Source organism: Aliikangiella litoralis, from assembly GCF_052495765.1.
In genome coordinates, this window is record NZ_CP199292.1 from 5528679 (window position 1) to 5542280 (window position 13602).

The window sequence follows — 13602 nt, forward strand, 5'->3', positions numbered from 1 at the left end:
TCCTTAAAATTAATCATAATTAATCCGCCAAAATATTGACGGTCCAATTATTTGTTCACTACCACTCAAGAATCACTTTTCCAGACTGTCCTGAGCGCATAATATCAAAACCGGATTGAAAGTCATCAACCTTAAATCGATGCGTAACAATATCAGAAATATCTAAACCTGACTGCAACAGAGAGACCATTTTATACCAGGTTTCGAACATTTCACGCCCATAAACCCCTTTTATTTGAAGCCCTTTAAAAATCACCTGATTCCAATCGACTGCCATATCCGCTGGCGGAATACCCAACATTGCAACTTTTCCGCCATTATTCATCGTTGCAAACATTGATTGCACCGCTGAGGGTACACCAGACATTTCAAGACCAACATCAAACCCTTCAGTCATACCTAGCTCATTCATTACATCTTTCAAATCTTCATTGGCTACATTAACGACACGAGTTGCCCCTAGCTTTTTAGCCAAATCAAGTCTGTAATCATTAACATCAGTGATCACAACATGTCTGGCACCAACATGGCGACATACAGCCGCAGCCATAATTCCTATTGGACCAGCACCAGTAATTAATACATCTTCACCGACTAAATCAAAAGAAAGTGCAGTATGCACAGCATTACCAAAAGGATCAAAAATAGAGGCCATGTCGTCAGAAATATCAGCAGGCAATTTAAATGCATTGACCGCAGGAATAACTAAATATTCAGCAAATGCGCCAGGTCTATCAACTCCAACGCCATAAGTATTGCGACATAAATGCCTTCTCCCGGCCCGACAATTCCTGCAATAACCACAAGTAATATGGCCTTCTCCCGATACCCGATCACCAATATTAAAACCTTGAACTTCCTGACCAATTTCTTCAATAACACCAACAAACTCATGGCCAACTATCATTGGTACAGGTATTGTTTTTTGCGACCAATCATCCCAATTATATATATGGATATCAGTGCCACAAATAGCCGTTTGTTTAACCCGAATTAAAACATCATTGTGTCCAACGACAGGCATATCAGCCTGTTCCATCCAAATGCCTTCCTTGGGAAAACTTTTAGTTAACGTCTTCATTTCATTTCTCTCAGAACCAAAGTGTCATTTTTTTGACGCTTGAATTTTAGATAACCTCTAACTTTCGACCGACTTTTTCAAAAGCTTTAACAGCTTTATCAATGTGGCTGAAATCATGAGCCGCCGACATTTGCGTACGAATTCTAGCTTGACCTTTGGGCACAACAGGAAAAGAAAAGCCAACCACGTAAATTCCTTCAGCTAACATTTCATCAGCAAACTTTTTCGCCAGCGCTGCATCGCCAAGCATAACCGGAATAATAGGGTGTTCTCCAGGCAATAACTTAAACCCTAGTGCAGACATTTTTTTTCTAAAATAAGCTGCATTGCTTTTCAGTTTTTCTCGTAACTCGCTTCCACTTTCTAGTAAATCTAATACTTTAATTGTAGCCGCAGCAATAACCGGTGCTAGTGTATTAGAAAATAAATAAGGACGTGAACGTTGACGCAGCCACTCTATAATTTCTTTTTTACCCGATGTGTAACCGCCAGACGCACCGCCAAGCGCTTTACCTAAAGTACCAGTAATAATGTCGATTCGATCAATCACATCACAGTGTTCATGAGTCCCTTTTCCATTTTCACCAATAAAACCGACAGCATGAGAATCATCAACCATAACCATGGCATCATATTTATCAGCAAGATCACAAATTGCAGAAAGGTTGGCTAAATAGCCATCCATTGAGAAAACACCATCGGTCGCGATTAGTTTATATCTCGCACCAGCTTCATTGGCGGCAATTAACTGTGTTTCAAGATCTGTCATATTGTTATTCGCGTAACGGAAACGCTTTGCTTTAGACAGCCTTACACCATCAATAATTGAAGCGTGATTAAGGGAATCTGAAATAATCGCATCTTCGGCAGTTAAAATAGTTTCAAACAAACCACCGTTGGCATCAAAGCAAGATGAATAAAGAATTGTATCTTCCATACCAAGGAACTGACTAATACGTTGCTCTAGTTCTTTGTGGACGGCCTGAGTGCCGCAAATGAACCTAACTGATGCCAAACCATAACCCCATTTATCTAACGCATCTTGCCCCGCTTTAATCAGTTCTGGGTGATTGGCTAATCCTAAATAGTTATTGGCACAAAAGTTAATAACATCATCACCAGTAGTGACATGAATATCTGCTTGTTGTTGAGAGTCAATAACTCTTTCGTCTTTGTATAAACCGGTTTCATGTAACTCGTTAATTTGTTGTTGTAGGTTATTAAGAAATGACTTGCTCATAAATGTGCGCTCTAGAAATTAAAAAGGGAGATCATTTAGACCGTTTATTTGAGCGATTTTACCTGATTAAAATAGAAAGCCAACAGGTTTAGCAAAATGATTAACTTATCATTCGGTATATTTTCTTAGTATTCGCTATGAGCTGCTGGCAACTTGGATAATAAACAACGATTTCATTAATAATCAACAATATGACGACCAAATGGCGTAAAACCTAATTTCATCAATTTAAAATGTTGAATACCAAAAGGAATACCAATAATAGTGAGGCACAACATCACTCCCCAAACCAAATGATTTAATACGATCCATATTCCTCCAAAAATTAACCAGATAATATTCATAATAATATTGAGCCCACTAGTGGGGTAACTTTCTGGCCAACGACTAGAAACATCAGAACCAAATGGAAACAGAGCAAGAATAGCTAATTTGAAGCATTGAATTCCCCAAGGAATCCCAATAATCGTCATACAAAGTGCTAATCCACCTAATACATAACCACAAAAAACGAAAAAACCACCCAGAATAATCCAGAGAATATTAAAAATAATTGACATAGTTGCGCCTTGTAGAAATAAAAACTATGTAAGGCTATACAAGATCTACACCAAGATATAACTGTATAAAATTCAAAGAGTTAGTTTAAAAGGGGTTAATAGCAAATTGGCAAGTTCAAAAATTTAGGTCTACAAACAAACTATTTAGCGAATTTAACAATAAAAACACGGATCGATGCTAAGCAATAATTTTTGAAGGTTTGTCGCCATTACCTAAACTAGCGATTACTGAAGAGGGTTTGTCACCGTTACCTAGACGAGCGATTATTGAAGAAGGCTTGTCACCATTACCTAAGCGTGCCATTACTGATGAAGGTTTATCACCATTACCTAATCGAGCAATTACTTTGATAATATAGCTCGGATCAACTCTTCTGGCTAAACCATCAGTCATTGTTTTTTCAACTGGATCAACTCTTCTGGCTAAACCATCAGTCATTGTTTTTCCAACTGGATCGACTCTTCTGGCTAAACCATCAGTCATTGTTTTTTCAACTGGATCAACTCTTCTGACAATATTTCTACTCGTAGATTTTTTCTCTTGAATAGCTATACTTTCTATATCTAAAGTATAGCTGCATACTTTATCAACATCTGAAAGCCAAACAGACACTGATGCAATAGCTATTATAAATGCCGATACGATAAGTTTAATCATTTTTAACCACCTATTTTTTTTAGTATGTTGTAAAAAGAGAGTAACAATCAAAAGTATAAAGACTACTCTTTGTACCAATAATAGTATTTTGTTAAAGTATTTCCGAGTATTTGTCAAATTATTATGTGATCAAATACTCGCTTTTGTAATTGCTCTATCTCATTAAATAATTTTTATTACCTCGTAAAAAAATTATTTAAATAAAATACAAATACCTGTACTCCAATGATTTTTAAATATAAAACGTCAAAATTTTGTAACAAGCTTAACTATTATAAAATAACGCAATATCCGTACCATAAATTGAAAAAATAAAAAACAAAAGAAAGGATTTTTTTGCTATGCGATAAGATAGAATGAGGTGATTTTTAACCATTTAGAAAAAGTGTTCTAGCCTAGCGGTGTAACATTTCCAGAAATATTACCAAGATATTCTTGTCTATGCCATTGTCGTTTAAACATATCAGGCACAAGCGCACTTCTAACAGGACGACTAAAATAAAAACCTTGAACATAGTAAGCACGATTCTTCCATAAATACTCGCATTGTGTTTTAGACTCAACACCTTCGATAACCACTTTCATTTCCATCGTTTTAGCGATATCAATAATGGCTTTAACTACTTTTGCATCTTGTGCATCGGTTTCAATGTTATCAACAAAACTTTTATCAACTTTTAAGGTGTCAAACGGTAATGATTTTAATTGCGATAACGAAGAATAACCCGTACCAAAATCATCTAGTGCTAAACTAAAACCTAAACTTTTTAAGATTTTGATTTGAGCTTTAGTTTCGCCCATATCTTGCATACAAGCGCTTTCCGTAATTTCTAGTTCAATATATTTATTATCTAAGCCTTCTTCTTTAAGAATTTGACTAATTTCTGACGCTAAATTTCGATTCCAAAATTGATTCGCCGATAAATTAACACTAGTGCGTCCTCTCATTAAACCTTGCTCAACCCACTGTTTAGTTTGGCGTGCAGCTTGCCTCAACAAGTTATGTCCTAAAGGAACAATTAATCCGGTCTCTTCTGCCAACGGAATAAAATCGGAAGGACTAATAAAGCCAAATTCTTTATGTGTCCATCTAGCTAATGCTTCAATTCCATCAACAAGTCCCGTATTTAAGTCAACTTTAGGCTGATAGAATAATTCAATGGTTTCATCTTCAATCGCTTTGCGTAAAGCATTTTCTAACTCTAAACGTTTCCGTGCTCTTTCATTAAATTCTATCGAGTAAAAACGATAAGAATTATCTACGGCTTTTTTCGCTTCATACATTGCAGTATCTGCGTTACGAATTAAACGTTCTGCAACAATTGCATCGTCTGGCGCTAAAGTCATGCCGATTGAAAAGTTAAGTTTTAATTGTTGACCTTTAACAAAAATAGGCTGGTTTAATTCTTTTAATAATAATTCAGAAAAAGTGGCAACTGACGCTGAAGATTTAACATTTTCAACAACAATAACAAACTCATCACCACCGATTCTTGCAACAGTATCGCCTTCTTTATTACAGTTAACTAAACGAGAAGCCACTTGCCTGATCAGAATGTCACCAACACTATGACCTAACGAATCATTAATTCGTTTAAAATTGTCGATATCAACTAAGAATAAAGCAAAACGTCCATTATCACGTTTTGTTTTTTCAATTGTTTGGTTAAGTCGATCATATAAGCAAGCTCTATTCGGCAAGCCTGTTAACGAATCATAGTTAGCTAACTTACGGAACTCCTCTTCCGTTCGTTTATGGAATGTAATATCAGAAAAGACACCAACATAATAACGAACATTACCATTTTCATCATGTAAAGTATCAATACTAAGTTTTTGCGGGAAAGGATCATTATTTTTTCGTTCAGCCCAAGCTTCACCTTGCCAACTACCTTTATCTTCAATGCTGGTATGAATTCTTCGGATCAAGTTCTCTGACTGCTCTTGGGTTTCAGGAAACCATAATGTCTCACCTTTTTTCTCACTTAAAGGAAAACCTGTAATACGTTCAAATGCAGGATTACACTCAATTAAACGCCACTCGTTATCTCTAATCCAAACACCATCAGAAGTACTTTTGAAAGCTTGTCCGAGCATTTCAAATTGTTCATCTTTTTGTTTAATATCAGTTATATCTCTTTGTGTACCTGACATACGTAACGCATTACCTTCACTATCAACGGCAACCACTTTACCTCGATCTTGAATCCAACGCCAACCACTGTCTACATCAACAATTCGATAACACATATCAAAATGTTTACTATTACCAGCAATGTGAGTTAGGAGCTTATTTCTTACCATACCTAAATCAGCCGGATGAATATAGCTGGCTAGTTGGTATAAATTCTTCGATAATTTATTGCAATCTATTTGAATTTTTTTGAATTCATTTGAACGAGAAATTTCACTATTTTCTAGATTCCAATCCCAAAACTCATAGCCACTTCCCCATAAACTGAGTTTGAGACGTTCTTCATTTTCTTGAATAGCCATTTGAGTTTGTTTTTCTTTTTTTCTGCGACGATATATAAAATATCCAGCCAAACTTAAAGCCGTAAAAATAAATAGTGTATATACAAAGTAAGCCAAAGACGTTGCCCACCAAGGTGGATTGATTAATATATTAATCACTCGAGCCTTTTCATTCCACCCACCACTAGCTGTGCCAACTTGTAGCTCAAACCTGTAATCCCCAGCACCTATATTAGTGTATGTAGCAACTCTATTATCAGAAGCTGTGCTAATCCAGTCATCACGATGTCCTCTTAACCGATAGCGGTATAATAACATATCACTTTTAACAAATTGAGGACTTGTAAATTTGATAGAAAACGGAGCTTGATTATGCTTCAGACTTATTGAATTTATATCTGATAACGATTTAGGCAATACCCCATCTTTAGAAATTTTAACTTCTTTATTAGCAATATAAAAATTTAACAAAACAGGATTTCTTATATATAGCTCCTTCTTCTCAATACTTGGGTAAAATCTATTTAAGCCATTCACGCCTCCAAAATAAAGAAAACCGTTAGCTGACTGAATGCCTGGCATATTAAACTCATTTCCCTGTAAACCATCAGAAGCAGTATAATTCGTCATAGTAAAATCTTCAGGATTAATAACAGCTAATCCCAAGTTACTAGAAACCCAAATTTTCTTAGACGTTCTATCTGGAATAACAGAGTATATACCATTGTTGGCCAAACCATTTGATTCGTCGATCGTTTCTATTTTTCCGTCACTATCAATTATTTTTACCCCTTTAGACCAAGTTGCAACCCATATTCGCCCAATCCAATCATAAGCTAAATCATTCACTTCAAAATCATTGGTATTAGGGATTTCTTTTGCAACAATGTCTATTTTTCCATTTGAGTTATCACTATATTTAACTCTATGAATATTTCCAGCTTTATATGCAATTAACCCAGTACCATTATCCTTGTGAACCAAGGTTCTTGGATAAAGAGAATTGGCTAATTTTCCAACCTGAATAAGACCTTGTTTTTTGCCGCTTTGGAAAACACCAACCCCTTTACCATCAACACCAATCCAAATATTGTCATTAGAGTCAGAAACGATAAATACTATTGCTGGGCTACCAGATAAAAATTTATTATTTGAAGAATTGTATTTAACCAGTTTATTTAATTTAAAATTGAACCTAAAAAGCCCCTGATAAGTTCCTAACAATAAAGTTTCTGAGCTATCCTGATAGATTGCTTGAATCGTTACTGTTATTGCTCTATTGTCAAAAATCAAAGGAAAATATTGAAACTTTTTAGTTCTAGGATTAAATAAAGATAGTTTTCCCGAATCACTTCCAACCCAAATATCACCATCTTTATTTTCAAAAAGAGAAGAAACACTAGAGTCTTCCAATCCTTCAGAAGGAACAGGATGCATACCATAGGTTTCAAAATTTTTACTATTCGAAAAATATCGACTTACTCCCCCACCATATGTACCAATCCAAATAGTCTTATCTTTTCCTTGGTATATAGAAGAAATATTATCTTTGATCAGCGACTTTTCATTTCTATAATCAGCCAAAATCAGCTTTTCTAACATTTGAGTTGGTTCAACAACTAATATCCCCCGTCTTGTACCAAACCATAGCTGCCCTAATTTATCTTGATGGATACTTCTGACATGATTATTAGGTAGATTCGCTTCAAACTTGATTAGTTTTCTAATATCCCTATCAAGTACAAACACTCCCTCTCCCCAGGTAGCAACAAATATCCTTCCATAGGAATCTTGGAAAATATCAACAACACTAACGTTGTTAAAGTTTTTTTCGCTTAAATTCTGAGTATCTACTTCTAATATTTGATTGATAGGATTAAACCTTCCGTTAGTTCTATCAAAAAGATATAAGCCCCCTCTTAAGGTCCCAATCCATAACTGTTTATGATCATCTTCATAAATAGCTCTTACTTTGTGATGTGAGTATGACTTGACCTTCTTTGTGGTAGGATCTATCGAATTTAAGCCTTTGGCCGTACCAACCCAGATCATTCCATCACTTGTCTGGTACAATGAACGAATATTGTTTGAGTTAATGCTATTATTTTTATCTGATGTGGTTGAAAACAAAATAAAACGATCAAGTTCTCGATCATAAATATTTAAGCCATTTTCGGTTCCAACCCATAAAACACCTTGCTTATCTATCAATAATGTACTCACGCCGTTATTTGATAAGGAAAACTCGTTTAGACGGCTATATCTATATGTTATTAATTCAACGCCATCATACTTTTGAAGCCCGTCTTCAGTTGCAAACCACATAAAACCGTCATTATCTTCAACAACATCAAAAACAACACTAGATGCTAACCCATTCTTTTTTGTCAAGTTATGAAACTGAAATAACGACTCAGCCCTTAAAACAGAAGCATATCCCGCAAATAAAATTAGCGAGACGAGTAACACAAAGAATTTTACAAAGCTAGAATTAAGCATAAAATAGCGGAAAACAGGTACTTTGATTAAAAGAATAAGACATAATTATAACGCAATATAACCAAATTTTGCTTACAAGTCAGTTGATTAAAGTCAATATCTCAAAAGCATATTAAGTTGTAAACTGAAAAACCTGTTTTTGGTACTTTTAACCAACATAAAAACTATCAAAAACATAGTTTGATTGAATTAGACTAATATATTAGCATCACTCACAATAGCACCATCCAGCATAAATAAAGGCGTTAGTAACAAACTAACCTCTTTGTATGTCTTAACAATGAGTTTAATTTAGGAGCCATCATGAAAAAATTTACCATCTTTGGTCGACCAGGATGTGGTTTTTGCACCCGAGCCAAACAGTTATGTGAAATAAACAATTTTGAATATAAGTATGTTGATATTTGGGAAGAAAATATCAGCAAAGAAGATCTCGCCAAAACAATTGGCAAACCAGTAGATACAGTCCCACAAGTGTTTCATGGCGAAACTCACATTGGTGGATTTGATGATTTACAGGCCTATGTTGCGACTTTAAAGGAATAATCTTTAATAGGCGTAGCCAAACTACTGCTTTTTTAGGATAATAGTCCCTTTATACTCAGAAAAAAGAATTTAAATTAACTTTATTCTGTAACCATTTGAAATTTAAGGTATCTAGCAAATGAAAGCAGTAGTTGAAGCATGGCTTGATGAAGCTATAGCTAAACTCAAAGAGCAAGGTGTACTTCCTGACTCTGTTACCGCTAAAGCGCAAGTAACACATACCAAAGAAAAGTCTCATGGTGACTTTGCAACTAATGCTGCATTAATGCTTGCTAAACCAGCTCAAAAACCTCCGCGCGAAGTCGCTCAAATGATTATTAATTTACTCGGTGCTCAAGAAGAAATTGATAAACTAGAAATTGCGGGCCCAGGATTTATCAACTTTTTCTTAAGTCAGGCGGCATCGACTCAAATAATTGCAACCATTCTAGAACAAAAAGAACACTTTGGGCGTGAAAATGTCGGCCAAGGTAAAGCGGTTCAGGTAGAGTTTGTATCAGCGAACCCAACAGGCCCACTACATATAGGTCACGGGCGAGGTGCTGTGGTAGGAGATTGTTTATCTCGACTACTGGATGCAACCGGCTGGAAAGTCACTAAAGAGTTTTACTACAACGATGCTGGCCAGCAAATTAATAATTTAGCTTTATCGGTACAAGCCCGCTGTAAAAATATTGATCCGGATTCAGCAGCCTGGCAAGACGATTGGTATAAAGGCAATTACATCAAAGATGTTGCAACTGACTACCTAGCACAAAAAACAGTGGATTCAGTTGATAAACATGTTACTGCTAAGGGCGATCCTGAAGATTTAACTGCCATTAGAGATTTCGCAGTCGCTTATTTAAGAAGAGAACAAGATCTTGATTTAAAAGCGTTTGATGTCGATTTTGATGTTTATTTTCTTGAGTCATCTTTATACGAAAATGGCGATATTGAGAAAACAGTTAACAGTCTTATTTCAGCCGGACATACCTATGAAAAAGACGATGCTCTTTGGTTAAAAACGACTGATTATGGTGACGATAAAGATCGTGTTATGCGCAAATCAGATGGTGGATATACCTACTTTTTACCAGATGTAGCCTATCACGTAAACAAATGGAATCGTGGTTTTAGTCGCGTTGTTAACGAATTTGGCGCAGATCATCATAGTACTGTCAATCGAGTAAGAGCAGGTTTACAAGCGCTTGATATTGGTATTCCCAAAGGTTGGCCTGAAGTAATTTTACACCAAATGGTTACTGTTATGCGTGGTGAGGAAGAAGTTAAAATCTCAAAACGTGCTGGCAGCTATGTTACTTTAAGAGACATCATTGATGAAGTGGGGCGAGACGCGACTCGATACTTCTTAGCGGCGAGGCGTGCAGAATCACAAATGACGTTTGATCTTGAGCTTGCAGCTTCTCAAACCAATGAAAACCCAGTGTTTTATATTCAATACGCACATGCCAGAATATGCTCAGTGTTTAGGCAGCTAGGTGAACAAAACCTAGCATTTAACCAAGTAGAGGGCTTAAAGAACCTAGACAAACTGAATAACGAGTTTGAAAAAGCTCTCACTGATCGTGTATCTAAATACCCAGCGCTGATCAAATCAGCAGCAAACGCATTAGAAACTCATATGCTTGCACATTACTTGCGTGAATTAGCTAACGACTTTCATAGTTACTACAACGCAGAAAAATTTATCGTAGAAGATACAAATCAAAGAAATGCGCGATTGTGCTTAATCACTGCGGTAAAACAAGTATTAGTTAATGGTTTAGATTTGCTAGGCGTTAGTGCCCCGGAAAAAATGTAACCCAAATGCCAAGAGATTACGCCAAGAAAAAGAAACCAGCGCAAAAGAAGCGAGGGGCCAGCAGAAGTAAAAAGAAAGCGTCTGTTCCACTCAGCCTATGGCTATTGACAGTGTTTTTATCTATTGCTTTAGCTGGTGGTTTAATTTACTTAAAGTGGTTTAAACCTCAACCAGTACAAACTAGTGCACAAACTAAAAGTACAACCTCTTCTCAGAAAAATACGAGTAGTCGTTCTTCTAAAAAATCTCAACCTAAATCAGATGATGAGGTCCCTTTCTATGATGTTCATCGGGATTTAACCAATAAAAAAGTGGTCATCCCAAAAGAAGATCTTAAGCTACCTGACAACTATAAAAAATACTTTTACACAATGCCCTGTGGCTCATTCAGAGAAAAAGCTAGAGCAGAAGAGCTAAAAGCCCGTATTGCCATGGTCGGTAGTAAATCAGACCTCAAGGATATCAAAAGCAAGGGAGAAACCTGGTATCGAGTACAGTTAGGTCCTTTTAATAGTAAACGTGCTGCTGAAAGAATACGCCATAGGCTACAAGACAATGGAATTCATGACTGTGTGCTTTTACCTCATCTAAAATCAAATTAGCATAATGGCAATTATCACCAATTACCTTGAAAAATCTATTTTTGGACCCACATTGCTACGATAGCTTAATTAATACACTCAATTTGGAGTAGATCATTGGAACAATATCGCGGAACGACTATTCTTTCGATACGTCGTCACGGAAAAGTAGTTATTGGTGGTGATGGACAGGTATCGCTTGGCAATACCATCATGAAAGGCAACGCACGTAAAGTAAGAACGCTTTTTCAAGGCAAAGTAATTGCAGGGTTTGCAGGTGGTACAGCAGATGCTTTTACTCTGTTTGAACGCTTTGAAGAAAAACTCGATAAGTATCAAGGCAAACTCATGCGAGCTGCGGTTGAAATGGCTAAAGATTGGCGTACAGATAAAATGTTACGACGTTTAGAAGCCTTGTTGGTTGTCGCAGATAAAGAACACTCTCTGATTATTACAGGTAATGGCGACGTTATAGAGCCAGAAGATAGCCTAATGGCAATAGGCTCTGGTGGTCCTTACGCACAAGCAGCAGCAAAAGCCTTGCTTGATAAAACAGACCTTAGTGCACGTGAAATAGTAGAATCAGGATTAAAGATTGCAGGCGATATATGCGTCTACACAAACCATAACAATACAATTGAAGAATTGGATTGCAACTAGAATTGGAAGTTAATACATGTCTCAAATGACTCCTAGAGAAATTGTTCATGAACTTGATAAACATATCATAGGCCAAAACTCAGCAAAAAAATCTGTCGCCATTGCGCTCAGAAACCGCTGGAGACGAATGCAAGTTGATGAGAATCTACGTAATGAAATTACACCTAAAAATATTTTAATGATTGGACCAACAGGTGTTGGTAAAACAGAAATTGCTAGACGTTTAGCTAAATTAGCCAATGCTCCCTTCATTAAAATTGAAGCAACCAAATTTACTGAAGTTGGTTATGTTGGGCGCGATGTCGACTCCATTATCCGTGATTTAGTTGATGCGGCCTATAAAATGCTACGTGAACAAGAGTATCACAAAGTAAAACTACGAGCAGAAGAAGCCGCGGAAGAAAGGATTCTAGATACTCTCTTACCTCCGGCTAGAGGATTCGAAAATGAACCAAAAGCTGAAATAGATGACTCGGCAGCTAGACAGATGTTTCGCAAAAAGTTACGTGAAGGCACTATTGACGACCAAGAAATAGAAGTTGATCTTGCGGGACCCAGTGTAGGCATTGAAATTATGGCTCCTCCTGGCATGGAAGAAATGACTAGTCAACTTCAAGATATGTTCCAGCATTCAGCGCCAACAAAGAAAAAGAAGCGCAAATTAAAAATAAAAAACGCGCTTAAATTACTCATAGAAGAAGAGTCTGAAAAGCTGATTAACCAAGATGATCTTAAGAATAAGGCTGCTGAATCAGTTGAAAATAATGGTATTGTATTTCTTGATGAAATCGATAAAGTCGCTAAAGGTGATCGTGGCTCTAGTGGCGAAGTATCGAGAGAAGGTGTACAACGTGATTTATTACCATTGGTTGAAGGCTGCACTGTTTCCACTAAATACGGTATGATAAAAACAGATCATATTTTATTTATTGCATCAGGTGCTTTTCATTTAGCCAAACCATCCGATCTCATCCCTGAGTTACAAGGACGTCTACCAATTAGAGTTGAATTAACATCACTAAGTGCAGATGATTTTAAACGCATTTTGACCGAACCAGATGCGGCACTAACCAAGCAGTACACGGCTCTTATGCAAACAGAAAACCGCGAAATAACATTTACAGATGATGCGATTCAAACAATTGCAGAAGTTGCATGGCAAGTCAACGAAACCACTGAAAATATTGGTGCAAGACGGCTTTATACTGTGATGGAAAAGCTATTAGAAGAAATTTCTTTTACTGCATCAGACTCAGATGAAAAATTAATTATTGATGCCAATTATGTTAATTCTCAATTAGGTGAGCTCTCTCAAGATGAGGATTTAACTCGGTTCATTTTGTAGTAACTCAATTAAAATCCGATGACAGATACTCATCGGATTTTAACACCTCAAGTAAATTTGATATTTCTGTAGTCAATACTCAGAATCAGCTACTTGCAATAATTGCAACAACCTGCATACCCAAAAGCACTCAATTTTCTATACATTTCTGTA

General features: G+C 36.4%; 10 protein-coding genes. 5 read left to right on the forward strand and 5 right to left on the reverse strand.

Annotation, left to right across the window (positions count from 1 at the left end):
- Positions 1–58: 58 nt before the first annotated feature.
- The 5 genes from tdh to ACT5E3_RS23185 all read right to left on the reverse strand — a co-directional run bounded on the left by tdh (position 59) and on the right by ACT5E3_RS23185 (position 8405).
- Complete coding sequence (gene tdh / locus ACT5E3_RS23165; protein ID WP_444995935.1) at positions 59–1081, reverse strand: L-threonine 3-dehydrogenase; 1023 nt, start codon at positions 1079–1081, stop codon at positions 59–61.
- 46 nt (positions 1082–1127) lie between these two features.
- The gene (locus tag ACT5E3_RS23170; RefSeq protein ID WP_444995936.1) at positions 1128–2321 is read right to left on the reverse strand and encodes a glycine C-acetyltransferase; all 1194 of its coding nucleotides are present in this window, start codon (positions 2319–2321) and stop codon (positions 1128–1130) included.
- Between the two features lie 176 nt (positions 2322–2497).
- The gene (locus tag ACT5E3_RS23175; protein ID WP_444995937.1) at positions 2498–2881 is read right to left on the reverse strand and encodes a YccF domain-containing protein; all 384 of its coding nucleotides are present in this window, start codon (positions 2879–2881) and stop codon (positions 2498–2500) included.
- 178 nt (positions 2882–3059) lie between these two features.
- A complete protein-coding gene (locus tag ACT5E3_RS23180; protein ID WP_444995938.1) occupies positions 3060–3539 on the reverse strand; it encodes a hypothetical protein in 480 nt (159 codons plus the stop codon).
- A gap of 390 nt (positions 3540–3929) precedes the next feature.
- Positions 3930–8405, reverse strand: coding sequence for an EAL domain-containing protein (locus ACT5E3_RS23185; protein WP_444995939.1), 4476 nt, complete (start codon positions 8403–8405; stop codon positions 3930–3932).
- A gap of 411 nt (positions 8406–8816) precedes the next feature.
- Between ACT5E3_RS23185 and ACT5E3_RS23190 the strand changes: the two genes are divergently transcribed.
- The 5 genes from ACT5E3_RS23190 (at position 8817) to hslU (ending at position 13449) form a co-directional block, all read left to right on the forward strand.
- Positions 8817–9059, forward strand: a complete 243-nt coding sequence (locus tag ACT5E3_RS23190) for a GrxA family glutaredoxin (protein ID WP_444995940.1) — start codon at positions 8817–8819, stop codon at positions 9057–9059.
- 118 nt (positions 9060–9177) lie between these two features.
- Positions 9178–10863: an arginine--tRNA ligase gene (gene argS, locus ACT5E3_RS23195; protein ID WP_444995941.1), complete on the forward strand. Its 1686-nt coding sequence runs from the start codon at positions 9178–9180 to the stop codon at positions 10861–10863.
- Between the two features lie 5 nt (positions 10864–10868).
- Entirely contained in the window at positions 10869–11465 is a 597-nt protein-coding gene (locus tag ACT5E3_RS23200) for an SPOR domain-containing protein (RefSeq protein WP_444995942.1), read from the forward strand.
- 96 nt (positions 11466–11561) lie between these two features.
- The gene (gene hslV / locus ACT5E3_RS23205; protein WP_444995943.1) at positions 11562–12104 is read left to right on the forward strand and encodes an ATP-dependent protease subunit HslV; all 543 of its coding nucleotides are present in this window, start codon (positions 11562–11564) and stop codon (positions 12102–12104) included.
- Between the two features lie 16 nt (positions 12105–12120).
- On the forward strand, positions 12121–13449 hold the full coding sequence (hslU, locus tag ACT5E3_RS23210) for an ATP-dependent protease ATPase subunit HslU (RefSeq protein WP_444995944.1): 1329 nt from the start codon (positions 12121–12123) through the stop codon (positions 13447–13449).
- Positions 13450–13602 lie beyond the last annotated feature (153 nt).